General features: G+C 60.0%; 20 protein-coding genes. 13 read left to right on the forward strand and 7 right to left on the reverse strand.

Going from position 1 to position 25,321, the window contains the following annotated elements:
* Positions 1-190: 190 nt before the first annotated feature.
* From J3P73_RS27890 to J3P73_RS27905, 4 genes are read right to left on the reverse strand one after another with little or no spacing between them, the layout of a single operon-like run.
* Positions 191-883 (reverse strand): response regulator transcription factor, encoded by a 693-nt coding sequence (locus tag J3P73_RS27890; protein WP_024319736.1) that lies wholly within the window; start codon positions 881-883, stop codon positions 191-193.
* 1 nt (position 884) lies between these two features.
* Positions 885-1,262: a response regulator gene (locus J3P73_RS27895; protein ID WP_024319737.1), complete on the reverse strand. Its 378-nt coding sequence runs from the start codon at positions 1,260-1,262 to the stop codon at positions 885-887.
* Positions 1,263-1,265: 3 nt separating this feature from the next.
* Positions 1,266-1,907, reverse strand: a complete 642-nt coding sequence (locus J3P73_RS27900; RefSeq protein ID WP_024319738.1) for a response regulator transcription factor — start codon at positions 1,905-1,907, stop codon at positions 1,266-1,268.
* Positions 1,904-5,539 carry a PAS domain-containing protein gene (locus J3P73_RS27905; protein ID WP_130665753.1) on the reverse strand — a complete coding sequence of 1,212 codons (3,636 nt, stop codon included), beginning with the start codon at positions 5,537-5,539 and terminating at the stop codon, positions 1,904-1,906. The genes J3P73_RS27900 and J3P73_RS27905 overlap by 4 nt, the downstream gene beginning before the upstream one ends.
* 412 nt (positions 5,540-5,951) lie before the next feature.
* Here J3P73_RS27905 and J3P73_RS27910 point away from each other — a divergent pair, with 412 nt between their 5' ends.
* Positions 5,952-6,704, forward strand: a complete 753-nt coding sequence (locus tag J3P73_RS27910) for an SDR family oxidoreductase (RefSeq protein WP_024319740.1) — start codon at positions 5,952-5,954, stop codon at positions 6,702-6,704.
* 310 nt (positions 6,705-7,014) lie between these two features.
* The gene (locus J3P73_RS27915; RefSeq protein ID WP_130665752.1) at positions 7,015-7,785 is read left to right on the forward strand and encodes an alpha/beta fold hydrolase; all 771 of its coding nucleotides are present in this window, start codon (positions 7,015-7,017) and stop codon (positions 7,783-7,785) included.
* A gap of 145 nt (positions 7,786-7,930) precedes the next feature.
* Here the strand turns inward: J3P73_RS27915 and J3P73_RS27920 are convergent, their stop codons facing one another.
* A complete protein-coding gene (locus J3P73_RS27920) occupies positions 7,931-9,562 on the reverse strand; it encodes an ArnT family glycosyltransferase (RefSeq protein WP_130687473.1) in 1,632 nt (543 codons plus the stop codon).
* A 1,798-nt stretch (positions 9,563-11,360) separates the two neighbouring features.
* On the opposite strand from J3P73_RS27920, the gene J3P73_RS27930 reads away from it, so the two are divergent.
* A complete protein-coding gene (locus tag J3P73_RS27930) occupies positions 11,361-12,350 on the forward strand; it encodes a potassium channel beta subunit family protein (RefSeq protein WP_024319743.1) in 990 nt (329 codons plus the stop codon).
* 189 nt (positions 12,351-12,539) lie between these two features.
* On the opposite strand, the gene J3P73_RS27935 is transcribed toward J3P73_RS27930, so the two are convergent.
* Entirely contained in the window at positions 12,540-13,490 is a 951-nt protein-coding gene (locus J3P73_RS27935) for a LysR family transcriptional regulator (protein WP_018480656.1), read from the reverse strand.
* Positions 13,491-13,578: 88 nt separating this feature from the next.
* Between J3P73_RS27935 and J3P73_RS27940 the strand changes: the two genes are divergently transcribed.
* The 9 genes from J3P73_RS27940 to J3P73_RS27980 are packed head-to-tail and all read left to right on the forward strand — an operon-like array spanning position 13,579 to position 22,950.
* A complete protein-coding gene (locus tag J3P73_RS27940; protein ID WP_130687408.1) occupies positions 13,579-14,457 on the forward strand; it encodes a dioxygenase family protein in 879 nt (292 codons plus the stop codon).
* Positions 14,454-15,515 (forward strand): maleylacetate reductase, encoded by a 1,062-nt coding sequence (locus J3P73_RS27945; protein WP_024319745.1) that lies wholly within the window; start codon positions 14,454-14,456, stop codon positions 15,513-15,515. The genes J3P73_RS27940 and J3P73_RS27945 overlap by 4 nt, the downstream gene beginning before the upstream one ends.
* 56 nt (positions 15,516-15,571) lie before the next feature.
* Positions 15,572-16,852, forward strand: a complete 1,281-nt coding sequence (locus tag J3P73_RS27950) for an ABC transporter substrate-binding protein (RefSeq protein WP_130663308.1) — start codon at positions 15,572-15,574, stop codon at positions 16,850-16,852.
* 54 nt (positions 16,853-16,906) lie between these two features.
* The gene (locus J3P73_RS27955; protein ID WP_018480653.1) at positions 16,907-17,626 is read left to right on the forward strand and encodes an ABC transporter ATP-binding protein; all 720 of its coding nucleotides are present in this window, start codon (positions 16,907-16,909) and stop codon (positions 17,624-17,626) included.
* Positions 17,626-18,351, forward strand: coding sequence for an ABC transporter ATP-binding protein (locus J3P73_RS27960; RefSeq protein WP_130663307.1), 726 nt, complete (start codon positions 17,626-17,628; stop codon positions 18,349-18,351). The genes J3P73_RS27955 and J3P73_RS27960 overlap by 1 nt, the downstream gene beginning before the upstream one ends.
* Positions 18,338-19,201, forward strand: a complete 864-nt coding sequence (locus J3P73_RS27965; protein ID WP_130665750.1) for a branched-chain amino acid ABC transporter permease — start codon at positions 18,338-18,340, stop codon at positions 19,199-19,201. The genes J3P73_RS27960 and J3P73_RS27965 overlap by 14 nt, the downstream gene beginning before the upstream one ends.
* Positions 19,202-19,209: 8 nt before the next feature.
* Entirely contained in the window at positions 19,210-20,316 is a 1,107-nt protein-coding gene (locus tag J3P73_RS27970; RefSeq protein WP_024319748.1) for a branched-chain amino acid ABC transporter permease, read from the forward strand.
* Positions 20,309-22,063, forward strand: a complete 1,755-nt coding sequence (locus tag J3P73_RS27975; RefSeq protein WP_024319749.1) for an FAD-dependent oxidoreductase — start codon at positions 20,309-20,311, stop codon at positions 22,061-22,063. Before J3P73_RS27970 ends, J3P73_RS27975 begins: the two co-directional genes overlap by 8 nt.
* A gap of 8 nt (positions 22,064-22,071) precedes the next feature.
* Entirely contained in the window at positions 22,072-22,950 is an 879-nt protein-coding gene (locus J3P73_RS27980; protein ID WP_024319750.1) for an intradiol ring-cleavage dioxygenase, read from the forward strand.
* 335 nt (positions 22,951-23,285) lie between these two features.
* On the opposite strand, the gene J3P73_RS38185 is transcribed toward J3P73_RS27980, so the two are convergent.
* On the reverse strand, positions 23,286-23,498 hold the full coding sequence (locus tag J3P73_RS38185; RefSeq protein WP_018493339.1) for a hypothetical protein: 213 nt from the start codon (positions 23,496-23,498) through the stop codon (positions 23,286-23,288).
* A 237-nt stretch (positions 23,499-23,735) separates the two neighbouring features.
* Between J3P73_RS38185 and J3P73_RS27985 the strand changes: the two genes are divergently transcribed.
* Positions 23,736-25,049 (forward strand): hypothetical protein, encoded by a 1,314-nt coding sequence (locus J3P73_RS27985; protein ID WP_130682895.1) that lies wholly within the window; start codon positions 23,736-23,738, stop codon positions 25,047-25,049.
* Positions 25,050-25,321: the final 272 nt, after the last annotated feature.

A 25,321-nucleotide genomic window follows, 5' to 3' on the forward strand; every position in this document is an offset into this window, starting at 1 on the left:
TCCTTTGGGGAACCAAAGCCGGGTCATATCCCCGAGCTTTAATTTAGAGATAACGCATGGGTGCGGGGCCGAAACCCACTATCGGCGCCGCATCGTCTTTTCCGGCGCGAATCGGATACGGCGCGCATCAAATGGACAGCGGCGGCAGATCATGTTCGAGGCCGGCATTCATCACCTATAAGCGAGTAAGCTAGCGCGGGCCGACCTGGCGCATTTGTGCGGGCAGTGTTTCCCACGCCCGGATCAATTCGCCGATGGAGGCCGCCTCCATCTTGTGCATGACATTGCTGCGATGCAGCTTGACCGTCACCTCACTGATGCCGAAATCGAAGGCAATCTGCTTGTTGAGACGTCCGCGCGCCACTTCATGCAGAACCTCGCGTTCACGCTGCGTCAGCGTCTCCAGGCGCTCGATATTGCGCTTGGCGATAGCGGCTTCCGCCCGTCGCTCGGCATCCATCGCAATGGCCGCACTGATGGCGTCGAGCAGCGTCTGGTCCCGCGCCGGTTTGGTGAGAAAGTCCACGGCGCCGGCCTTCATCGCCTGGACGGTCATCGGGATGTCGCCATGTCCGGTCAGGAAGATGATCGGTTTGGAAATGCCGTTTTCGGCCAGATGACTCTGCAGGTGAAGGCCGCTTGCGCCTGGCATGCGCACGTCGAGGATCAGGCAGCCGGGGCTATCCAATATATCGGCTTCAAGCAATTCTCGGGTCGAAGCAAAACTGGTCGACTGGAAACCCGCCGACAAGATCAGCTCAGACAGTGCCTCGCGCACCGAGGCGTCGTCATCGACAATTATGACAAGCGGCTGATTCTCTTCATAAGTGCATTGCAGTGATAACGGCGCCGATCTCCGCTGCAACGGCTGGTCAACTCTCATGTCACCCTCCATCTGTCGATTTATGCAAAGCGTTGGCGATGGCCGCCAGCAGGGCCTGGGCATCGAAGGGCTTGCGGAAAAATCCGCCCGCGCCTTGAGCGCGTCCCTGATCGGCTATTTCGTGGCGGCCCGTGATCATGAATACCGGCAGCTCCGGACGTGATTTCCTTACCAGGTCACGAAGTTCGAAGCCGTCGATGCCAGGCATTCCGATATCGGTGATGAGCAGGTCGAGGTCCGACAGCCCGTTGACGAGCAGCGAGCCCGCCGATGAGAAGCTGCGGGCCACATAACCCGCAGATTCCAGAAGGTCGCCCATCGATTCAAGCAACCTTGGATCGTCATCGACAATTGCCACGACGTGTCTTGTCTTGTTCATGTTTCAATTCCCTCCCACTCGGCGCGAGTGGGTTATCGGTATTTCCAATCTCTCCGCGATCCGCACCAGATCGGCGAGCGATGCCGCCGCCATTTTCTGCATCACATTTCTTCTGTGGATTTGCAGCGTCACTTCGCTGATCCCCAATTCGGCTGCCGCCTGCTTGTTGAGAAGGCCGCTGACGACGAGTGGCAGCACCTCGCGCTCTCGCGGCGTCAGGTCGAGATAGTGCCGTCTGAGCATATCGAGCTCGGCGCGTTCCGATCTCTTCTCTCGATCCTCAGCGATCGCTGCGTGGATTGCCGCCATGAGGTCTGCATCGCTGAAGGGTTTGGTCAGGAAATCCACCGCGCCATGTTTGATCGCACGCACGGAGGAGGGAATGTCGCCATGTCCTGTGATGAAGACGATCGGCGGATGATCCCTGCCGGCGATCTGTGTCTGCAGATCGAGGCCGTTGATGTCAGGCAGCTCGATATCGAGGATGAGGCAGGCGGGGACATCCGGCTTGTCCGCTCTCACGTAGTCGCCGGCCGATTCGAAGGCGATGGCGCGCATGCCGTGCGAGTCCAGCAGCTCGCTGAGCGCTTCCCGAACACGTTCGTCGTCATCGACGATGAAGACAATATGGTCATCAATCGTCATGACGCCGCCTTCATTTCTATGGGCAAGGTGAAGACCAACGTCGCTCCGTGGGGTTCGTTCTTCTCGGCCCACAATCGGCCGCCGTGCTGCTCGACGATCGAGCGGCAGATCGCCAGCCCCATGCCCATGCCATTTTCCTTTGTCGTGAAGAACGGGTCGAACATCTTCTCGGGGAACTCGATACCGTGGCCGCGATCGCTGATTTCGGTCTGGACGACATTGCCGATGTGGCGCACGCGCATCTCGATCAACTTATCTCCTGCAATGGCTTCCATCGCCTCAATACCGTTGCGGATCAGATTGATCAGAACCTGCTGGATCTGGATGCGATCGACTGCGATGAGCGGAAAGTTGCCGTCGATGCCCACATCGATCCGAACGCGACGCCGCGACGCTTCGTCGGCCATGAGGTTGCGCGCTTCATCGATGATGCTGGAGAGCGTCGTCTGGATCCTCCTGTCAACGGATTGCTTGAACAGAGCGCGAATGCGGCTGACGACATCCGCCGCCGAGTTGGCATCCCGGATGATGCGCTCGACCGTCCTCTGTGCCCGCTCCATATTCGGCGGCTCGGCCATGAGCCAGCGCTGGCAGGCGTGTGAGTTGGCCACGACGGCCGCAAGCGGCTGGTTCACCTCGTGCGCGATGGAGGCAGAAAGCTCGGCCAGGCTCGCCACCTGGCTCGCCCGTGCAAGACCCTCTCGCGCTCGACGCAGATCTTCCTCCGCGTGAACCTCACCGTCGATATCAAGGCAGATGACATTCCACTGGACGATGACGCCTTCGGCATTGCGCATCGGTGCCGCACGCGTCTCGACCCAGCGATATTCACCATCATGGCGCCGCAGACGGTGCCTACGCGCATAGGGCTCGCCAGTGGCCAATGAATGGGCATAGTTTTCTTTGACCCCTGCCACATCGTCGGGATGAACACCGGCATCGAGTGTGCCGTCCAGCCGGGTTTTGCCCGTTCCATCCAACTCTTCGAGATTATAACCGAGGAAATCACGCAGTTGCTGGCTGCGATAGATCGGCTCGCCATTCGGTGCGGCGCAATCGATCATCGCCGGCAGCGTTTCAACGAGCTGCCAAAGCGAGCGTTCTCTCTCCCGCAACGCCTCCTCGACGCGCAGTTGATCGTCGATGTCATGCGAGAGACCATACCATTGGATGATCCGGCCGTTTTCATCCCGCAACGGCTCCGCGCTGCCCTTCACCCAGCGGTAGACGCCATCGGCGCGCCGCAGGCGATACTGCTTCAAGAAGCGCTCGCCGGTGACGAGCGAATGGTTGAGCGCTTCGGCGAGGTTGGCGGCATCATCGGGATGGACGGCGGCTTCGATGAGGGCTGCCAGCCGGCTCAAGCCGGGCTTTTCCATATCGGCGATGCCGAGACCGAGAAAATCGATCAGGCGCTGGTTGAAGAAGGTCGGCGTGCCTTCCGAATTGAGCCGCCAGAGCATGCTGGGAACCATATCCACCAGTTGCGAAAGCTCTCGCTCGCGGTCGCGCAGCGCTTCCTGCGCACGCATCTCGTCGTCGATGTCGACTGAGATCACATACCATTGGATGATTGCGCCGCTTTGATCCCGCAGCGGTTCCGCACGGCCGTCGACCCAGCGATAGGCACCGTCGAAACGGCGCATGCGGTATTTTATCGAGAAGGGATCGCCACTGGCGAGGGAACGGTGAACCGTCTCCAGCAACCTCGATGCGTCATCGGGATGGACGAGGGTGTGAATGACCGACGAGAGGCGGCTCATGTCGGGCCTGTCCATATCGCCTACGTCGAGACCGAAAAAGTCGATCAGGCGTTTGTTGAAGAAGACCGGCTCGCCTTTCGGCGTCAGGCGCCTGATCTGAGCCGGGACCATGTCGACGAGCTGCGAGAGTTCGCGCTCTCGGTTGCGCAACGCCTCCAGTGCGCGTACCTCATCGTCGATGTCGAGAGAAACGCCATACCATTCCGCGACCGTTCCGTTTTCGTCGCGCCGAGGCTCCACCCGGCACTCCGCCCAGCGGTAGACGTCATCCTTTTCGCGCCAGCGAAATCGCATCGCGGAGCCGTCGCCGGTTTCGAAACAGTTCCGGAGTGTGCGCTGGATACCGGGAGCGTCTTCGGGATGAACCAGCTGCTGCAGCAGATCGTCGATGCGCGGTTCACCGAGAGCGTCGAAATTGGCGATAACCGAGCGGAAATGATCCTGATACCGCTTATTGAAATAGAACGACCCGCCGTCGGGCTCTACACTCCAGATGCGGACCGGCACGGCGTCTATGATCTGCTGAAGCTGTTGTTGGCTCCGACGCACAGCGTCCTCGGCATGGACCTGATCGTCGATGTCGTGGCAAAGGCCGTACCACTGGACGATGCGCCCCGCCTGATCCCGCATTGGCTCGGCACGGCTCGACATCCAGCGATAAATTCCGTCGGCGCGACGCAAGCGATAGCGGCTGGCGAAGTTTTCGCCCGTGAGAAGACACCTCCGAAGGGCATCACCGAACCCCACCGCATCCTCGGGATGAACGGTGGCGTCCAGGAGCGCCTCCAGCCGACTCATGCCCGGCTTATTGAAATCCACGACATCCAGGCCGAGGAAATCGACCATCCGCCTATTGAAGAATGTCGGCTCGCCATCGGGCGTCAGGCGCCACACATGGCTCGGAACCATATCCACGAGATGCGAAAGCTCCTCCTCCCGTTCCCGCAATGTTTCTATGCTTTGGCGCAAATTGAGCACTGCCGACTGGTGCTGCCGGGAAATGGCGGCCACGATGAGCGCCGAAAATGCCGAGATGGCTAGAAAAAGCTGCAGCATGACCTGCTTGTGCTTCTGGGACTCGGGATCGCCGGCGAACTGGCTGGTCCCCGTTATCGTAAACAGCGCCGTGATCAGGGCGAGGAGAGCCAAGGATACGGCAGCCCCTTTGAACTCGAAGCGAACGGCAGCCCAAAGAAGGGGCGGCATGATGATGTATGCGAAGGGGAGGTAGCCGCTCAGAGAAAGAGCGCCAACGCCGAGAAAGATCAACCCCAGGACGCCAGCTTCCACCCATTGCGCGGCTGAGAGCCGGGTCGTGCCGCGCCAGCTATGAAACACGACCAGTGCCAGCGGTGCTACGATCAAGACGCCGGTGGCGTCTCCGATCCACCATAGAGGCCAAGCCGTTGCAAAGGATTGCGATTGCATGCCAAACCATGCCAGGGTCGCACTTCCCACAGTCGCGCTGACGATGGGCGCAATCCCTGCGCCCAGTACGACAAATGCGAAAACGTCCTGCAAGGTTTCAAGCCGAACTGGCCGCTTCAAAGTCTGGTTGACGAGCCATGCCCCGGCCACCGCTTCAAGGGCGTTGCCGATGTAGATCAGGACGGCCGCAGGCAAGGGGCTGTGGAACCACAGGTAATTGCTGAATAGTTCAGCCAGGCAGCCCGCCAGTATCCACCAGGGCCAGCTGTAGCCGGAGGCGAGGACAAGTGTTGCGATGAAAAGCCCGCTCGCGGGCCAGATGGAAATACCGGTTCCAGGGACGATCGCCAGCGACTGTGCGAATCCGCAGGCCAGCACATAGGCCACGACGAAAAGCCCCAGGTGCAGGGGTCGGGGGCGGTGCGACCAGACGCTCATCATCAGTTGCTCCTGCCGGACAGACAAAGCCAGCGGATCGTCGGCGTTTCGTACCGTAGTTCTTCTCGATTTCGGGGCTGGCGAGCTCATGTTCAAACCGTAACCCCGCCACATTACAACCGCAACTCATGGAAACCCATGCATTGCGCGGGGATGTAGCCCCCGTGCCGGGGTCGGCACCTTTGCGCGAACGAGGAATTGGGGACCTGTTCTGCCTTCCTGGTGGGGCATCCTAACCGTTGGGCTGGCTTTCCTAGACCTACGGCTAAAGCGACCGGACCCCATGGACGATAGAGGGCGCCTGGCTTTCCAGTCATTGTCGATCCAATCGATCGCCAGACATTGAAGACGATAGCGAGCCCGTCGGCGATCTCGTCCTCATCTGCGCCGCGCAATGCAACAAGGGGGTGCTGAGATGAATATCACTGTGGCGGGAGCAACCGGTGTTATCGGAACACGGCTCAGCGAAAACATCCGTCAGTCCGGTCATCAAGTCACGGCCGCGTCGTTGTCGCTCGGCGTCGACACCATCACCGGAAAAGGCCTTGATGCGGCCTTGGCAGGGACTGAGGTCATTATTGATGTCACCAACGCCGCGTCCTTCGGCGACAGCGCAGCGCTGGATTTTTTCAGGGCTTCGACCAGGAATTTGCTCGCTGCCGCGTCTGAGGCCGGCGTCAGGCACTATCTTGCACTTTCCGTCGTCGGCACGCCGCGTCTCGTGGAAAGCGATTACTTCCGCGCGAAAATGGTGCAGGAGAATCTCATCAGGGCGTCAAAGCGACCCTATACTATTCTCCGCTCCACACAGTTTTACGAGTTCATCAGCGGATTGATCGACACCGGTGCCGATGGTGATGTGTTTCGATTGCCGCCGGCGTTCATGAAGCCGGTCGCAGCCGGGGACGTCGCCGCATTGCTGACTGAATTGGCAACGGGAGCGCCGTTGGACGGTATCGCCGAGATCAGCGGCCCGGAACAATTCGGTATTGATGAAATCGCTCGGATCTATCTCGCCGCGAATGAAGATGAACGGCAGGTGGTAACGGATCCATCCGCCTCGTATTTCGGCGTTGAATTGACCGACGACGCGCTGCTTCCGGGCGCCGGTGCGCGAGTGGCAACCGAGAAGCTCTCCGACTGGCTCTACCAATCGATGGGGGAGTAGGTCGTGCGGCTTTTCGCCGGCAGCTAAGGGATTTAAAGTTGACCTGCCGCTGAACTTTCACCCAACTTCGATTGGAGCCCTGGCGCCTTTGAATGTGCCAAATGGCGCGGCCCAGTGGAATCGCAACAGTTTCCTAGAGTAAGAGCCGGATGCGGCGAAGGACCGGCATCGTTGCCGGGTCTGGTCTGAGCAACGTGCGGCCTTAATGGCTCACCGCAATCTTCAAATCGAGGTGAACGGGAATTCCAGGACTTGTTTTCTGAAAGATTGTGCGCTAGGTAATCGTGTGCGATACAAAGGGAGTTTGACTATGTTGAAGATATTTGTCGCCGCTGCCGCGATCACCGCAGGTGGCCTCTTGAACGCCCACGCGGCCGAAAAGCCGACGGTCGTCCTTGTGCATGGCGCATTTGCCGACGCCTCCAGTTGGAATGGCGTGATCACACGTCTCGAAAAAGATGGTTATCCGGTGGTGGCGGTCGCTAATCCGCTTCGAAGTGTAACGTCCGATGGCGATTACGTAGGCAAAGTGGTTGCAGGATTGAAGACTGACGTCGTTCTCGTCGGCCATTCCTACGGTGGCGCAGTGATCAACGAGGCAGCAGCAGGCAGCGCCAATGTCAAATCGCTCGTCTTCGTCGCGGCGTTCGCGCCCGATGTTGGGGAAACGGCCCTCGTGCTTTCGGGCAAGTTTCCCGGAAGCACGCTCGCACCGACCCTTGCGGAACCCGTCCCGTTGGATGGTGGAGTAAAGGACCTGTACATCAAGCAGAACGCGTTTCACGATCAATTCGCTGCAGATGTATCCAAGGCGGAGGGCAAGCTGATGGCCGCAACACAGCGCCCAATCACCGATAAGGCTCTTGGCGAGGCCTCGACTGTGGCGAGCTGGAAGAAGATCCCGTCTTGGTTCGTCTATGGTGACGCGGATAAAAACATACCGCCAAAGGCGCTAGGATGGATGGCGGAACGAGCGGGTTCTAAAGAGACGGTTGTGGTTAAAGGCGCGTCTCACGTCGTGATGGTCTCTCATCCCGATAAAGTCGCGAAGGTCATCGAAGACGCTGCGTCCAACAAATAAACGGCGCACTGTGGTTCTGCGACCGGATCAGCATTGATCCGGTCGTGGTAAGGCAATACGCAATGCGAGATTATGAACTCTCTTTTCTCTCGAACAGTCGAGGCCATATCCTGTCCCAGGCCGATGGCCCTGGACTGTCGCGATCTCATGGGCGGGTGATCCTATAGACCAGCAAATCATCCGAATCCACAAGCTTGGTTGCGGTCTTGTCCAGATAGTCGATGACCCCATCATGATGCTCGACGAATAGCCGGTCCTGCTTGTCGACGGCGTTCTTGGCCGCGCCGAACAAATCCGCGCCCTGCGCGCGCAATTCCTCGAGCTGTGCGATCGCGGTGGCGTCATCCGCGACGAATTTCGACCATTCGACATCGCCTCCGCCAGGCGGGAACACCCAGCCGCGCGCCCTGCTGTAGTAGACTGCGACGGGATCGCCGACCTCGGGGGCGATGGCGACGACGAGATCGCCCGGTTGCGCCAACCGCGCCAGTTCCTCGCCAAGCAGCTTGCCCTTCATGGCGATTGGCTTCTTCATCGTCCTGACGAGGGGCAAGGTCGACCAGTCAAGCGCGACGGCCACGATGCAGATCGAGCGAAGCACCACCGCCGGCGTTAGAATACTCCGCGATGCAAGCGTTGCCAGAAGAAGCGCGCCGTGGCCGCAGAACATCGCGACAGGTACATGGAAGATGTGGAAGTTCCACACATTGCTGGTTATCTCACCCGCGGCCGCCAGGTAGACGATCATGGCCGCAGCCAGCCACACATAGGGAATGGCCGAAAGGGTGCGTTGTTTCGGGTCTTTGGCAGGGCTGGGCGGCATCCACAAGCCGACCGCGAGCAGCACCAGGAACGGATAGCCGTAGAACCACAAGACGGAGGTGTTCGATAAGGATTCGAAGTAGAACCTGTCCCTGACATATGTCCAGAAGCCGTAATCCCAGATATAGCCGCCGCTACCGGCGACATGAAACGGCGGATAGCTGCGGCCGAGATAAATCGCCCAGCTGAAATAAGCGCCAATGATGGCCAGGCTCAAAAGCCCCGACAGGAAAACCCAGGCCGCCTGCTTTCGCTTCTTCTCCAGAATCCAGCAGACCATCAGATAGAAGATGACGGCGCCGGCAGCGATGCCTGGTGGCTTTGACAGCACGCCGAGCGAGAAGCAGACCGTGGCGAGCGGCAGGAACCAGCCGCTGCCGCCGGCCCAGTATTTGGCGAACAGCCAGACGCCAAGAGTCACCAAGGCCAGCATCGCGGGATCGGGAAGAAACGAGCTGTCGATCATGATCGCCGCCGGCATCAGCGCGTAGGCAAGTGCGGTCGCGTGGGCGTGCATCTCGTTCCAGCAGAGCGCCGTTAACCGGTGCAGCGAAAACACCGTCACCAGACCGAAGAAGGCCGCAACCATGCGGCCGAACCAGTCGTGCCAGCCGAAGAGCTGGTAGAGCAGGGCTGTGAGATAGCTGACGATCTGGAACTCGCGGCCCTGATAGCTTGGCCCAGGCCCGGTCCAGCTGACCTCCGGAAAGAAGATGTTCCAGCTGCGCTGCTGGAAATTGTCGGCCATCATTGCAGTGCTTATCTCGCGCCAGCTGAAGCCGTCGACCAGCGGCAAGGTGATCTTGTGGAATCTGAAGACGATCGCAATGAACAGGATCCCCAGCAAGATCGCGGTGTCGAGGTTCAGGTAGTTGCGAGCAGCCATGTCCCGGTCGGTCGTCTGCTGCGGGTGTTCCTGACCTTCGCCCTGATTCAATTCCGGGTCGTGCGTCATATGAAACCGTGTCGGCCGTGACGCCCGAGGCGGCGCGATACGCGCCGGCATCGGATCGTGAGGAAGATTAGGCTGAGCGGGATCTCGCCGCCGGCGCGGCCGGCTGCGGAGCTGCTCGTAGGCTTCACCGAGCATCGGCTCGGACGGCTTGCGGGGCGGCTTTGTCATGATGGCAGTTCATCAGCAAAGCCTTAAAAAGCAATTCACCCAGATTGATTATTGACTCACGCGAACATAATAAGAACGCCGGCGGGGCGGCTGCCAATCCGAAAACTGAGATATGGAGTGCGGAGATGCGCGAGCCGCCGCTCAGCGAAGCCGTGGGAGACGATGAGCGTGAGGGGGTGTCGCCTATCTAAGGGCAATATGCACGCCGCTATCGGCCTCTTTTGGAGGGCAGCCGATTGGTGATCTGGGGGGTGCGATAATGAGCGAGTATATTTCCATGTCGGGTGAACAGCGTTCACCGCGGCATCCTAGATCAGTGCTTCGGAGATGCCCCAAGATTGACAAAAAGACATCCATTCCCGATCTCTATTTGTGTCAGAAGGTCCGCCCTTACCTCTTCGCCAACAACCGCTTTTAAGTGCCGCCACTTTTGGCCCTTCGGATGTGCAGGCACCGGCACGCCTTCTCGCAAAAACAGCGTTACCTCAGGAGCTTCATCTGATTTGTAGATGCAAATTCTCACCGGCCAAGTCCTGTTAGCAGCAAATATTGTGCACTGCAAAACAGGAAATGGCAAACATTCATTTGCCGGGTAAGTCAACGTTGGGCCGGATTCTGGCGGCAAAAGCGTTGAAGTGTCGCCGGAAGGTCCAAAGGATTGGCATCGGATTACGCGGGCTTCCAGGCCGCCGCACAGATCGTCGGCGCACCTGCAGCAATCAGTTGACGGCACGCAGGAGTTCATCGGCAACACCGGCCGCCACGCCGTCAGGCTAGTAATGCGCGTGGTAAAGGGCCGGCGGTTGGAGGACGCGCGAATTGCCTTTCAACGACAATGCAGAAGTCTGGCGGTCATCTCCGACCATACTTGGTTGTCCGTGAGAGTGGCTCACAGAACTAGTGTTCGACCCCCTCGAGTTTTCGGTGAGGCGCCTCGGGAAGGTCGACGTCGATGACATCGCCAGGGCGTATCTCGCCGGAGGTCGGTCGAGGCCCTGGAAGCCAAGGGAATTGTCAAACTATACGTGTGAACTGGCCGGGCCGGGGGCGCGGTTAAAAGAAGGCGGCGGGCCCTCATGTTGCCCACCGCCCACCCCTCCCGGCGTCCGCCGCCACGGTCGGGAGGAGCGCTGAGCCTATCTGAGCGAGGCCACGGTTTGTATCCGAAGAGACAAACAAAAATGCGGTGTCATCCCACAGTCACATAAGCATTTGTGAGGAGTGTTTTGCCGCCAGGCGAATGTCATTGAAGTTGTTGCTGTCGCCGCCGCCGTGCCTGTGGATAGGCTGTGGATATCCGGTGGACGACACGATCAATCAGCGGGCGATAACGTCGCAGATGCCAATCGCATGTTGCCTATCCGTTCCGAATCTCATCATTCTGCCGTTGCTGCTGTCGACCTCCGCCGCAAACGTCGTCGATCGCATGCCACGGGCGCTCCGACTGATGTCGTGGAGCGCCCTTTTCTTTGGATTCGGCGTCTCGTCACAAAAGAGGGTATGAGAACCGAGCTGAGCCTCGCATATCGTTGCTCATGCCATAGATTACGCCAATCGGTCGTTGATCAATCGGGCGACACCGACCCCGGTGACCGGCCGGTACCTATTCATAACTTGCGGGAGTTGCATGATGGAATATCGACGTTTGGGAAAGTCGGGCCTGAAAGTGAGCGAGTTCTCCTTCGGCTCATGGGTCACGTTCGGCAAGCAGGTAAATGGAAGCGACGCCGTCGACCTCATGAAGCTTGCCTACGACAACGGGGTGAACTTCTTCGACAATGCTGAAGGATACGAGAGCGGCAAGTCCGAGATCGTGATGGGCGAGGCACTCAGCAGGCTTGGCTGGAGCCGTGACAGCTTCGTCGTCTCCAGCAAGGTCTTCTGGGGAGGCCAGAAGCCGACACAGCGCGGCCTGTCGCGCAAGCATGTGACCGACGCCTGCCATGCAGCGCTCAAGCGGCTTCAGGTCGACTACCTCGACCTTTTCTTCTGCCACCGCCCGGATATCGACACGCCGATCGAGGAAACGGTCCGGGCGATGCATGATCTCGTCGCCCAGGGCAAGGTGCTCTACTGGGGCACGTCGGAATGGTCCGCGCAGCAATTGACGGAAGCCTACGCCGTGGCTCGGGACTTGCGCATCACGCCGCCGACCATGGAACAGCCGCAGTACAACATCTTCGAGCGCCAGAAGGTCGAGTCTGACTATCTGCCGCTCTATGACCTGATGGGCCTTGGCACCACGATCTGGTCGCCGCTCGCCTCGGGCGTCCTGACCGGCAAATACAATAACGGTGTTCCGGCCGATAGTCGGATGAACCTGCCGGGCTACGAATGGCTGAAGGAGAAGTGGTCCAGTGATGCCGGCCGCGCCCAGCTCAGACAAGTCGGCGAGCTCGCAAAGCTCGCGGACGAGATCGGCATGTCGATCACGCATCTCGCCCTCTTGTGGTGCCTTGCCAATCGGAACGTCTCGACCGTCATTCTTGGAGCCTCGCGCGCTAGCCAGTTGCAGGACAATCTCGCGGCCCTCTCACACCGACAGAAGATGACGTCTGACGTTCTGGAACGGATCGACACGATCGTCGGAAACAAGCCCGAAGGACCACGTCGCTTCTAGGCGAACAAATCTCCCTCGACGAGCCGCACTAAGTGTTCGTCGAGGGAAAAGCGCCAGTTATGTTACCAGCACCATGGTACTGCCGACGGCGGTGGGCACGTTCGAGAATGTGAAGTGCCGCGTAGCGCCCCCGTGCATCCCATATTTCGGTCGTTAGCGAAGCGCGTCTTCATCGCAGGCTGCTGCCCGCTAGTTGCCCCAGACGACGGCTTCCTCATGACGCTTGATCAGGTGGCGCAAGCTCTCGAAGCCCGACCTGACAAACTCGGCGAAATGATCGACCGCTGGAGCGCGAGGAGCATCAGTTCGCGTCAGGATGGCAAGAGCTCGTTCAGGATGCGGAATGTTGACAGGAAGAGCGGTGATCGCCTTCTCCTTTCTCAACGCGAAGACGACGCTGTGCGGCATAATGGTCAAGGCGTCGGCCGCTTTGAGGTAGTTGATGACGCCCATAAGCGAGCCGCCGGAGTAGCGTATCTTAATTTCGGTCGCTCCGAAGGACAGTAGAAGCGCCCGAAGATCGGCGAGCAGGGGACTGCCTGGCGGGGGCGCCACCCAGGGGTAGTCGAGAAGCTCGCCCGGCCGCGGGCGCCGTTTCATGAGGAGGGGGTGCGTCGAGCGGCAGGCGATGACATTCCGACCTGGCAGTATCTGCTGGAACTCTAGGCCGGAGCCTTCTTCGAGGATGTCGATCGGGCAGACGGCCAGGTCGATCTGGTCGGCCTTGAGGGCTGCGCGGAGATCGGGAAGATAGCCGTAGCTCTGTTCGACCCGCACGTCGGGATGTGTCTGTTGGAACTCGGCGCAGAACTGCGCGATCAGAGCGTCCATGAAAAAGGGCGTGCCACCGACGCGGACGACGCCGCTCCTCCCCATTCGGAAACTGTCGACGAGGTCGGAGGCTTTTCGAGACGCGGCGAGCATGACCAGGCCGTGCTCCGCCAGCGACAGCCCGAACGGCGTCGCCTGCAGTGGCCTGCGCCCTTTAACGAAAAGAGGTTCGCCCACCCGCTTTTCCAGCATCGAGAGCGCTCGGGACATTGCCGGCTGGGCCAGACCCAGCAAAGCCGCACCTTCCGTGACGCCGCCAGCTTTGACCACGGCCGCAAGCTGTATGAGGTGACGTTCGTCGATCTTCATAACAATCTGTTATACTGATCCTCTGCAAAATCATCAACGCTCGACTTCCATCGTGCTAGGCTTCTCATATGTCGATCGGGAGGAGACGATGATGACAGGGAGTGCCAGGGCGCTCACATTCGACGAGGCCACATCATCCGAAGCCTTTGCCGAACGCTTCAGCGCGAACCGGAACGGCAAATTGGCCCACCTGATCGCTGCGGCCGTGACGCATGTTCATGACCTCATCAAGGAGTTCCGCCCGAGCCCGGACGAGTGGCGCAAGGTCATCCAGTTTCTGACGGAAGTCGGGCACGCCTCTGACGAGCGCCGTCAGGAATGGGTGCTGCTTTCGGACCTCATCGGCGCTTCCGCGCTGGTGGAAGAAATCAACTCACGTCGACAGAAGGGCGCGACGCCGAATACAATCCGCGGGCCCTTCTATCGGGACGACGCCCCTGAGCGTTCATCCGGAGCCTCAATCTCGGTCGATGGAAAGGGGGAGCCCCTACGCGTCTCCGTGCGCGTGCAGGATCTCGACGGGCTTCCCATCGGGGGTGCCGAGGTTGTGACGTGGCAGGCCAACGCCGAGGGCTTCTACGAAAACCAGCAACCGGATCTCCAACCAGAGCACAATCTACGCGGACTGTTCAGGACCGACACGAAAGGCTGCGTCATCTATCGCTCGGTGATGCCCGCCGGCTACGGCGTGCCGGACGACGGGCCCGTTGGCCGTCTGCTGAAGGGTGCTGGCTATCCGCTGCATCGTCCGGCTCATCTTCAGTTCGTTGTCAGAGCGAAAGGGTTCGAAACGATTACGACGCACATCTACGATTCAAGTGATCCGCGTCTTGCGGAGGATGCCCTTTTCGGTGTCCGACCGGACCTCGTTGCGCGGTTCGAACATGCACAGGTCGACGGTCGGCGGGGCAGGTCGGTCGACCTGACCTTTGTGATGGTTCGCGCAAGACCGGGGAGGCAGGGATGACGCGGCCGTTCTGCTACGCAGGCAGTCCCGCCCAGATCGTTTTCGGCAACGACAGCATTGGCAGTGTCGGTGCATGGATCGCAAAGGCTGGGCGCAAGCGCGCGCTTGTGCTCTCGACCCCGCACCAGAAGGCGGACGCGGAAGAGCTGGCCAATAAGATTGGCGAACAGGCCTGCGGCGTCTTCTCGGGGGCGGTCATGCACACGCCCGTGGAGGTGACCGAGGCTGCCATGAAGGTGGTGCTCGATACGGCTGCCGACTGCGTCGTCTCGCTCGGTGGGGGATCGACCACCGGGCTTGGCAAGGCGATCGCCTATCGCAACGACATCTTTCAGATCGTCGTGCCGACGACCTATGCCGGGTCGGAGGTGACGCCAATTCTTGGCCAAACCGAAGGCGGTCGGAAGACGACGGTGCGCGACGCGAAGATCTTGCCGGAGATCGTGATCTACGATCCGTCTCTTACCCTGGGGTTGCCTGTCGCGATGAGCGCGACAAGCGGGCTGAACGCAATGGCCCATGCATTGGAAGGTCTCTATGCCCGCGATCGCAATCCGATCTCGACGCTCATGGCGCTTGAAGGCCTGCGGGCGTTCAAACTGAGCCTGCCGAAGATCGTGACGTCACCGAACGACACGGACGCCCGCAGCGACGCGCTCTACGGCGCCTGGCTTTGCGGCACGGTCCTTGGTGCCGTCGGGATGGCGCTGCATCACAAGATCTGCCACACGCTTGGCGGTTCTTTCGATACGCCGCATGCAGAAACACATGCTGTCATGCTGCCGCATACCGCGGCTTTCAATGCAGCGGCGGCAGCTGCAGAGCTTTCCCAGGCCGCGGCGATATTCGGCGGCTCGATCGGTGGCGGTCTTTGGGATTTTTCCAAGCAGATCGGTGCGCCGATGTCACTCAAGGATTTCGGAATGACGGAGGCCGATCTAGACCGCGCCGCGTCGATCGCTGTCGAAAATCCGTACTGGAACCCTCGGCCGATAGACCGTCAATCGATCAGGAAGCTTCTTCAGGACGCCTGGGAGGGACGACGTCCGGAAGACTGAAACTTGGCACGCCGGACGGCGCGCTCTTTGGGAGGAGAGGGACAATGGGAGGAAGCATGTTCACGAGACGCGATTTTCTGAAAACAACGGCGACCGGCGGGGCCATCATAGCGACGTCCAGCCTTGCCGCTCCGGCGATCGCCCAGAACGCGGCCATCAAGCTTGGCTACGTCAGCCCGCAAACCGGCCCGCTTGCCGCCTTTGGCGAGGCCGACAAATTCGTCATCGATTCGTTCCTGGCGACGACAAAGAAGCTCGGCCTGACCTATGAGGTTGTGGTCAAGGATAGCCAGTCCAATCCTAACCGCGCGGCCGAGGTCGCAAAGGAGCTTATCGTCGACGACCAGGTCAATCTGATGCTGGTTTCTTCCACGCCGGAAACGACCAACCCGGTTTCGACGACCTGCGAAGGCGAGCAAATGCCTTGCATTTCCACGGTGGCTCCTTGGCAGCCGTGGTTCATCGGCCAGCAGGGCAATCCCGGCGATCCCTCATCATGGAAGCCATTTGACTATGCCTACCACTTCTTCTGGGGGCTTGAGGATATCATTGCCGTCTTCACGGGCATGTGGGGTCAGATCGACACCAATAAGAAGGTCGGCGGGCTCTTCCCCAACGACGGCGACGGCAACGCGTGGGGCGATAAGGTGGTGGGGTTTCCGCCAGTCCTGGAAAAACTGGGTTACGGACTGACTGACACCGGCCGCTACCAGAACCTGACGGACGACTTCTCCGCGCAGATCAACGCCTTCAAGCAGGCGGGTACCGACATCCTTACCGGCGTGATGATCCCGCCGGATCTCACCACCTTCTGGAACCAGGCGAAACAGCAGGGATTGAAACCGAAAATCGCCTCGATCGGCAAGGCGCTGCTCTTTCCGCAGACGGTCGAAGCGTTGGGCGATGCCGGTCATAACCTGTCCACGGAAGTCTGGTGGACGCCCAGCCATCCCTTCACATCGTCACTGACAGGCGAGACGGCAGTCACCGTCGCCAACGCATTCACCAAGTCGACCGGCCGCCCATGGACACAACCTATCGGCTTCGCCCACGCGTTGTTCGAGATCGCCGTCGACGTGATGAAGCGAGCGGGAGGGGTTGGCGACGGCGACGCTGTTGCCAAGGCCATAGGGGAGACCAAGCTCGATACACTTGTCGGGCCGATCGCGTGGGGCAACGAGAAGCTTCCGCCATTTGCGCAGAAGAATGTTGCCAAGACGCCTCTCGTCGGCGGCCAGTGGCGCCTGAAGTCGGGCGGCGGCTACGATCTCGTCGTCGTCGAAAACGGGCTGGCGCCCAATGTGCCGCTGGGCGGTAAGCTCGAAGTTTTGGCCTAAGGCTAAAGCTCTGCCCGGCGCCCGAGCCGGGCGGAACTGATCGGAGGAGGACCGATGCCCATTCTCGAACTTAAAAGTGTATCGAAGTCCTTCGGCGCGCTTATCGTCGCCGAAGGGGTTTCCTTTTCGGTGGAGCCGGGAGAGGCGCTCGGCGTCATCGGACCGAACGGTGCTGGAAAATCGACACTCTTCAATCTCATCAACGGCAACCTCAAGGTGGCCGGTGGTTCAATCCAATTCGACGGCCGCGATGTGACCCATACGCCCCCGATGCAGCGCTGCCTTGCGGGCATGGGACGCACCTTTCAGATACCGCAGCCTTTCGAGCGCCTGACCGCCTATGAAAATCTATTGGTCGCAGGCGCTTTCGGAACGCGCCAGGCGGAAGCCCATGTCGTCGATCTCTGTGCCGACATCCTGGTGGAGACAGGCCTAATCGCAAAGGCGAATGTCCCCGCAGGCTCCCTTTCCCTTCTTGAACGCAAACGATTGGAGCTTGCGCGCGCGCTCGCCACGCAACCCAAGCTTCTGCTTCTCGACGAAATCGCTGGAGGACTGACGGAGGGAGAGTGTCGGCAGTTGGTGGCGACGATCAAACGCGTCCACCAGCGCGGCGTCGCGATCATCTGGATCGAGCATGTGCTGCACGCCCTGACCGCCGTCGCCGAGCGATTGCTGGTCTTGAACTTCGGTCGCGTGATCGGCATCGGCGCAGCCGATGCGATCATGGCGTCGAGCGACGTCCGCGAAATCTATCTCGGGATGGAGGTCTGATGGCAAGCCTTGTCGAAACACGAGGTCTTACGGCCTTCTACGGCGACTTCCAGGCCGTCTTCGGGGTCGATATCCGGCTCGAGGTCGGCGAGACCATCGCCGTGATCGGCGCCAACGGCGCGGGCAAATCGACCTTGATGCGCTCCCTCGCCGGTGTGATTGCCAACAGCGCGGAGATGGTCCTCCATCGCGGCGAGCCGATCGGTGCGCTGGGAGCACCGGATGTGGTGCGCCGCGGGATCGCGCTGGTGCCGGAGGGCCGCAGGCTGTTTCCGTCATTGACCGTAGAGGAGAACCTGCTGATCGGCAGCTACGGCCGCCAGGTGGTGGCCGGACCGTGGACCCTGGAAAGCATCTACGCGCTTTTCCCCATTCTGAAAGAGCGGCGACGCAATCCTGCAACGGCCCTCTCTGGCGGCCAGCAGCAGATGGTCGCGATCGGTCGGGCCCTCATGTCGAACCCAGACGTCCTGCTCTGCGACGAACTCAGCCTCGGTCTGGCGCCGGTGGTGATCAAGGATATCTACGCCGCCTTCGCGAAGATCAAGGCATCGGGCGCCGCGATCATCATCGTCGAACAGGACATCGTGCAGGCTCTAAAGGTCGCCGACCGGATTTATTGCATGATGGAAGGCCGCATCACCCTGACCGGCCGTCCCTCCGAACTCGATCGTGCGGACATCCATGCAGCCTATTTTGGAGCGGGGACCCATGAACTGGCTTGATACGCTTCTCCAGGGAATACTGCTCGGCGGACTATATGCCCTATTCGCGGCTGGCTTGAGCCTTGTCTTCGGCATCATGCGGCTCGTCAATCTGGCCCACGGCGACCTGATCGTCCTTGCCGCGTTCCTGATAATGCTCATCGTGTCATCTTTTGGGCTCAATCCGTTTGTCGCGGCATTGATAGCGGCGCCATTGATGTTCGGGCTAGGCTGGGTGCTCCAATATTATCTTCTCAATCGCACGCTCGGCAAAGACGTCCTGCCACCGCTGCTGGTGACGTTCGGCCTTTCGATCGTGATCCAGAATGGTCTTTTGGAAGCGTTCACGGCCGACAGCAGGCGAGTTTCGGCGGGCTCGCTTGAAACGGCCTCGGTGCAGATCGGAAGTGTCAACGCCGGACTGATGCCGTTGCTGACCTTCGCCTCGGCCGTGCTCATTATCTTGGCCCTGAATCAGCTCATCTACCGGACCGCTCTTGGCCGGGCATTTCGGGCCACGTCCGACGACGTGGTGACCGCAAGCCTGATGGGCATTCGGCCAAATTCGATCTTCGCTGTCGCTACCGGACTGGCGATGATGATCGTGACCGTTGCTGCGCTCTACCTCGGCATGAGAGCGAACTTCGATCCGACCGCCGGACCCGCCCGATTGATCTATGCCTTCGAAGCAGTGATCATCGGCGGCCTCGGCTCGCTTTGGGGCACGCTCGCGGGAGGTGTGATCTTGGGCCTTGCGCAGACGATCGGCGCTGCGGTCAATCCCGAATGGCAAATTCTTGCCGGGCACGTCGCCTTTCTTCTCGTGCTGCTTTTTCGTCCGCGCGGTCTTTTTCCGCGGGCCGTCGACTGAGGCGCGCCATGACCACGGGTTTTCAAGCCATGACCAATGAACGAACGGCTCGCTGGCGCATCGAGACGAGGACGACTGTCTCCCGAATCTTCACAATGTTCCTCTTCCTGGCGGCGGCCCTCATGATCTTCGCTCCGTTCGTCGTCTCGCGTGGCGTCATACAGGACCTCTTTTTCATCCTGACCATGCTAACGCTGGCCCAAAGCTGGAATCTTCTCGCTGGTTATGCCGGCCTCATCTCGGTCGGGCAGCAACTTTTCGTCGGATGTGGCGCCTACGCCTTATTCGGCTTGGTTATCCTGACTGGAATGGATCCAGTTCTGGCGGTCCTGCTTGCCGGCCTCATCGCAGCCGCTGTCGCGGTGCCGACAGCCTTCTTCGCCTTCCGCCTCTATGGGCCGTACTTTGCGATCGGTACCTGGGTGATTGCCGAAGTCGGGCGGCTGCTCGTTGCGCAATGGAAGACCCTTGGGGGCGGAACAGGGACGTCCATGCCGCGAGATGCGACGCGGGACATGCTGGGCGCCGCCGCACTCAGCGACTGGTTCGGCATGCGCTCGTCCGTCGCCGCTGATGCATTGGCCTACTGGATGGCGCTCGTGCTGGCGTCGGCGACGATCATCTTCGTCTACAAACTGCTTTGCAGCAAGCATGGGCTGGGGCTTGCGGCCGTCCGCGACAACGAGACGGCGGCACGTGCCCTTGGCGTCGACGCACAGTGGCTGAAGACACTGATCTATCTCCTGACGGCCTTCATCACGGGAGTGGTCGGCGCGCTCATCTATCTGCAGAAGGCTCGGATATCGCCCGACGCGGCCTTCTCGCTCACCGACTGGACGGCCTACGTCATCTTCATCGTCGTCATCGGCGGTATCGGCACAATTGAGGGTCCGATCCTGGGTGTGCTTGTCTTCTTCGTATTGCAGAACGCGTTTTCGAGCTTCGGTTCCTGGTATCTTCTGGCGCTCGGCGCACTGGCCATCGTTACAATGCTCTTTGCGCCTCGCGGCGTCTGGGGACTGATATCCGACCGCACTGGTTGGGAACTTTTTCCGGTCCGCCGTCGCCTAAAGGACGGATCTTCAGAATATGAAATGGGAGGGCCACATGGCTGACATCAAAACCGACGTATTGATCATTGGCACAGGCCCGGCCGGTTCGGCGGCAGCCGCGTTGCTCGCGACACACGGCCTCGAACCGCTGGTGATCAACCGCTATCGCTGGCTGGCGAACACGCCGCGCGCGCATATCACCAACCAGCGCACGATGGAGGTGCTGCGCGATCTTGGCCGCGACGTCGAGGACGAAGCTTACATGTTCGCCGCCGAGCAGGATCTGATGGGCGAGAACGTCTTTTGCACCTCGCTGACCGGGGAGGAGATCGGCCGCATGAAAAGCTGGGGCAACCACCCACTGTCCCGCGCCGAACATCTTCTCTCGTCGCCGAGCCGGATGAACGACCTGCCTCAGACATACATGGAGCCGTTGCTATTCAAGACCGCCTGTTCTCGCGGCGCGCAGCCGCGAATGTCGACCGAATACAAAAGCCATGTTCAAGACGCCGATGGGGTCACGACGACCTGCGTCGATAAATTGACGGGCAGGGAGCTGACCATTCACTCCAAATTCCTGATCGGCGCGGATGGCGGGAACTCCAAGGTCGCCGAACATGCTGGCCTGAGATTCGAAGGCAAGATGGGCGTTGCCGGATCGATGAACATCCTGTTCGAGGCCGACCTGTCGCGCTACGTCGCCCATCGCCCTTCCGTGCTCTATTGGGTATTGCAGCCAGGCGCCGACGTCGGGGGCATCGGCATGGGTCTCGTGCGCATGGTTCGCCCGTGGAACGAGTGGCTGATCGTCTGGGGATACGATATCAACCAGCCCGCACCGCAGGTCGACGACGCCTTCGCCACGAAGGTCGTGCGCGAGCTCGTGGGCGTCGATGACATCGAGCCGAAGATAAAGTCGGTCTCGACGTGGACCGTCAACAATATGTACGCGACGACGATATCGAACGGCCGCGTCTTCTGCATGGGCGACGCAACGCATCGACATCCGCCGTCAAACGGCCTGGGCTCCAACACCTCGATTCAGGACGCGTTCAATCTTTCATGGAAGCTTGCGATGGTGCTGAAAGGTCAAGCTGGTCCTGAGCTCCTCGACAGCTACCAGGCCGAGCGCGCGCCAGTCGCCAAGCAAATCGTCACCCGCGCCAACAAGTCGATCGAAGAATTCGGCCCAATTTTCAAGGCGCTCGGCCTGCTTGACTCGGTTGATCCGGTGAAGATGCAGCAGAACATGGACGCGCGCTGCAATGACACGGCAGAGTCCGAAGCGCAGCGCGCGGCAATCCGGACTGCGATCGCGAACAAGGTCTACGAATTCGACGCGCACGGCGTCGAGATGAACCACCGCTACGCCTCGAACGCCGTGGTGAAGGAGGGGCAACCGGAACCCGCTTTCGAGAGGGACCCTGAGCTGCACTTCCAGCCGACGACTTGGCCGGGTGCGCGGCTTCCCCACGCCTGGCTCTTCGGCGCCGATGGAAAAAAGGTGTCCAGCCTTGATCTGACGGGCCACGGCGTTTTCACGGTGCTGACGGGCATCGGGGGCGACGGCTGGATTGCAGCGGCAAAGACGCTTTCGAAGGAGCTAGGGCTGCCGATCGCCACGCATCGGATCGGACCGCGACAGACGTGGCAGGATCTGAACGGTGACTGGGCGCGGGCCCGCGAAATCCGGGATTCAGGCGTGTTGCTCGTGCGGCCCGACCATCATGTCGCGTGGCGCGCGGACGCCGTGACGGCTGATCCGGAAGCGGAGCTACGCCGGGTTTTGAAAACAATTCTTTCTCTGTGAGGTGCACTATGAGCTCCGAAGAAAAGGGCTATTTCACCGAAGAAAATTCCGTGGAGGTGGTCACGAGCCGCAACGCTCAAGCCAGGGACGAGCGCCTGAAGCGGGTGATGGAGGTCGTCACGCGCAAGCTACATGAGGCAGTAAAGGAGCTTGAGCCGACGCAGGACGAGTGGATGGAGGCGATCTTCTTTCTCACCCGTACCGGGCAGACGTGCAATGAATGGCGACAGGAGTTTATCCTGTTGTCAGACGTGCTCGGCGTGTCGATGCTGGTCGACGCCATCAATAATCGCAAGCCCTCTGGGGCTTCTGAAAGCACGGTGCTCGGTCCGTTTCACGTTGCCGACGCGCCGGAACTGCCGATGGGCGCCAACATCTGCCTCGACCAGAAAGGCGAGGATATGGTGATCGGAGGGCGGATACTCGACACGGATGGCAGGCCGATTTCCAATGCTGTCATCGACGTTTGGCAGGCCAACGACGAAGGCTTCTACGACGTTCAACAGAAGGGGATACAACCCGACTTCAACCTTCGCGGCGTCTTTCGCACGGGCGCGGACGGCCGCTATTGGTTCCGGGCGGTCAAGCCCAAATATTACCCGATCCCGGACGACGGGCCGGTCGGCAAGCTGCTCGGCGCGCTTGGACGTCATCCCTACAGGCCGGCTCACCTGCATTACATCATAAAGGCCGAGGGCTTCGAGGCGCTGACAACACACATCTTCGACCCGGACGACCCGTACATCCACTCGGACGCCGTCTTCGGCGTGAAGGAGAGCTTGCTTGCCAAGTTTCAGCCCGTAGAAGATCCAGTGCGGGCTAGCGACCTTGGATTCGCGGAAAAGTTTTGGCAGGTGGAGCACGATTTCGTGCTGGCTCGGGAGTAGAACCTCTCGGGCGGGTCGGGCAACTGTCCGGGCGATGATTTCCGCCAGCGGTTACCCCTAAAGCGCGTCGCGATCTTTCAGCTTGTCGCGCTTTAAGTCTTTGTTTTTACGCATGCCGTTGTCGCAAACCGCTGCACACTTTTGTGCGACATGCTTTCGAAGGGCATCCGTCGGTCAACGAGACGGCATGGCAGCAGCGTTTACTGCAGGGCGGTCCGTGAAGTGCGGCATGTTGAAAAGAGGTATCTCTCGTCGATTCGCGAGGCTGCTCTTTTCCGCAATGGCAACACGTTCCCCAATCTACCATCCGGCCCACCTGAAGCTGAGCAGGATCTTCAGATTCCAAGCACGGTCACGAGCGGGGGCGTAAAGTCCTTGAAGCCCAATCTCGGCCAGTCGCACCTTGTGTCAAACCTCGTCTTCGGTTCGTGGCGCTGACATTTCGGGTTGGTCTTGAAGGCGTATCCGGGCAGGGTGACATATCTGGCATTTGCCGTGCAAAGGGCAATCGCGATACACAGCGTCAATGCAGAGCACATGGTTCTCATGGCACACCTCCAGGCGTCGTAGGAACCTTCAAGTGCGGAGAATTTCCGGTCGATAGTTGTCCCACTTTTGCCGGCTCCCCGCCATTCGCCTAATAGGAGGTGTGGCGTGGCGTCGTGAGTAATCCGTTTAGTGGAGCGTTGGCTAAGCGTTCAAGAAACCTTCGTCAAACCCCAGGGTTGAAAAGCACACACCCGGCTCCAAATCCCGTCGGCGGTCATCGAAGCCGGGGAGGGGTAATGGGAAGCGCGCAGTTTCATTGGATTGGCCGGGGCAGATTAGCCTTGGGCGTCATTCTCAGTCTTTTTTTCCTTGTGCCCTGCTCTCAGGCATTGGCGGCGCCCGCCGAAATCGGCGGCCTGACGGTGACCCTGCCCGATGCCGCTACCGGCTGGAGGAAGGCCGGTAAGGGCAATCTCTTTATGCTGCAGAAAGATTTTCCGGAAACGGAGGACGACAAGCGCGGCAATGCTTTGATTCAGATCACCAAGCCGCTCCCGGCAGCGCGCAGTTCCCTGCAGGCCGGCATGAAGACCTTCGTCGCGACGCTGCCCGACATGGCGAAGGAAGATATCCTGGTCAAACATTACGGAGTCACGGTGAACGGCTACGATATTCGCGTGGAAGAACGCTGCTGCGTTCATCAGAAGAACGTCAGCATCAGCCAGATCGTCGTCGGCGTCGCCGGCGACAGGCAGCAGGCCTATCTGCAGCTCGTGCTGCTGAATGTGAACGGTGACAGAAGCAGAAGTGCCGAGGCCGATTTCGCAACCCTCGTGCGCTCCGTGAAGCTTGATCCTTCCGACAAGGATTTCGATCTCGTGCCGGCGAGCGAAGACGGCGGGCTGGACGGCGTCTTCACCCATCTCGATACCGGTCTCCGGCCGAATGTCTTTGGCGGCATGGATTTCTATTCGGACAGCACGATCACCACGTTCGACCCGAAGGGGCTGTTCAGCACGGAACTGCCGAAGGGCGGCCGGAGCATCACCGAACATTGCAAGGAGACCCCGACCGATTGCGGCCTCTACACGCTTACCGGCGGCGGTTTTTTCTCCTCCGCCGGGTCGATCGAAATGCGCAGTGTCACCTCTGCCTACGGCACGATCGAGATCGAGACGAAGACATTCTCGAAAAAAGGTGAGGACCTGGTGATTGCCGACGCAGACCACCGCGCCGTGCCGCCGTTTGATGAGGGCACGACGCTCGACGGCGAATGGGTATCCACCTTCGCCTCGAGCGGGATGACCGCGACCTCATCGGGATCGGTGGCGTCCAGCCATACGCTGAGGCTTCATCGAAACGGTACTTTCGAACGCGCAGGCTGGTCGGGCGCCTCGATGACGAATGAGATCGGCGGATCGCAATCGGGCGTCACCACGTCAAGCAACCGGCCGGGCGCAAGCGGACGCTACAAGCTTTCCGGCTATCGTCTCGACCTGACCGACGTGAGCGGTAAGACCGAGACCATGAGCATATTCGAGCCGGACAAAGGTTCCGACGGGCTTCTGGTGATCAACGGCAACAACTACCTGAAGGACGATGGGAAATAGAGAGGCAGCGCCCAAGCTATTGATAAATCGGGCTTATACGGCGACGCAATTGCCTCCCGGTCGGCTGGAAAGCCACCGTGGGTATAAGTGACTTCGAGTCATCGGCAACGCGCGAATCACTTGAAATCTGGCTCATGTCGTCAGCCGTCTCGATGGGCCGAAACTGACGGTTTGGTTAAGCATTTGTAAATTGGTAACGAATCGAGGCATATAGTAACTGCGCAACTGAAGCGCTTTCGTTCAAAATTGCGCAGTTACCTGGGAAAAAGATC

This window comes from Rhizobium ruizarguesonis, assembly GCF_017357285.1.
Lineage (GTDB): Bacteria > Pseudomonadota > Alphaproteobacteria > Rhizobiales > Rhizobiaceae > Rhizobium > Rhizobium ruizarguesonis.

Excerpts from the sequence above, each read along its gene's own strand:
- J3P73_RS27890 (WP_024319736.1), bottom strand. The coding sequence starts at position 883 with ATGAGAGTTGACCAGCCGTTGCAGCGGAGATCGGCGCCGTTATCACTG.
- J3P73_RS27895 (WP_024319737.1), bottom strand. The coding sequence starts at position 1,262 with ATGAACAAGACAAGACACGTCGTGGCAATTGTCGATGACGATCCAAGG.
- J3P73_RS27900 (WP_024319738.1), bottom strand. The coding sequence starts at position 1,907 with ATGACGATTGATGACCATATTGTCTTCATCGTCGATGACGACGAACGT.
- J3P73_RS27905 (WP_130665753.1), bottom strand. The coding sequence starts at position 5,539 with ATGATGAGCGTCTGGTCGCACCGCCCCCGACCCCTGCACCTGGGGCTT.
- J3P73_RS27910 (WP_024319740.1), top strand. The coding sequence starts at position 5,952 with ATGAATATCACTGTGGCGGGAGCAACCGGTGTTATCGGAACACGGCTC.
- J3P73_RS27915 (WP_130665752.1), top strand. The coding sequence starts at position 7,015 with ATGTTGAAGATATTTGTCGCCGCTGCCGCGATCACCGCAGGTGGCCTC.
- J3P73_RS27920 (WP_130687473.1), bottom strand. The coding sequence starts at position 9,562 with ATGACGCACGACCCGGAATTGAATCAGGGCGAAGGTCAGGAACACCCG.
- J3P73_RS27930 (WP_024319743.1), top strand. The coding sequence starts at position 11,361 with ATGGAATATCGACGTTTGGGAAAGTCGGGCCTGAAAGTGAGCGAGTTC.
- J3P73_RS27935 (WP_018480656.1), bottom strand. The coding sequence starts at position 13,490 with ATGAAGATCGACGAACGTCACCTCATACAGCTTGCGGCCGTGGTCAAA.
- J3P73_RS27940 (WP_130687408.1), top strand. The coding sequence starts at position 13,579 with ATGATGACAGGGAGTGCCAGGGCGCTCACATTCGACGAGGCCACATCA.
- J3P73_RS27945 (WP_024319745.1), top strand. The coding sequence starts at position 14,454 with ATGACGCGGCCGTTCTGCTACGCAGGCAGTCCCGCCCAGATCGTTTTC.
- J3P73_RS27950 (WP_130663308.1), top strand. The coding sequence starts at position 15,572 with ATGTTCACGAGACGCGATTTTCTGAAAACAACGGCGACCGGCGGGGCC.
- J3P73_RS27955 (WP_018480653.1), top strand. The coding sequence starts at position 16,907 with ATGCCCATTCTCGAACTTAAAAGTGTATCGAAGTCCTTCGGCGCGCTT.
- J3P73_RS27960 (WP_130663307.1), top strand. The coding sequence starts at position 17,626 with ATGGCAAGCCTTGTCGAAACACGAGGTCTTACGGCCTTCTACGGCGAC.
- J3P73_RS27965 (WP_130665750.1), top strand. The coding sequence starts at position 18,338 with ATGAACTGGCTTGATACGCTTCTCCAGGGAATACTGCTCGGCGGACTA.
- J3P73_RS27970 (WP_024319748.1), top strand. The coding sequence starts at position 19,210 with ATGACCACGGGTTTTCAAGCCATGACCAATGAACGAACGGCTCGCTGG.
- J3P73_RS27975 (WP_024319749.1), top strand. The coding sequence starts at position 20,309 with ATGGCTGACATCAAAACCGACGTATTGATCATTGGCACAGGCCCGGCC.
- J3P73_RS27980 (WP_024319750.1), top strand. The coding sequence starts at position 22,072 with ATGAGCTCCGAAGAAAAGGGCTATTTCACCGAAGAAAATTCCGTGGAG.
- J3P73_RS38185 (WP_018493339.1), bottom strand. The coding sequence starts at position 23,498 with ATGAGAACCATGTGCTCTGCATTGACGCTGTGTATCGCGATTGCCCTT.
- J3P73_RS27985 (WP_130682895.1), top strand. The coding sequence starts at position 23,736 with ATGGGAAGCGCGCAGTTTCATTGGATTGGCCGGGGCAGATTAGCCTTG.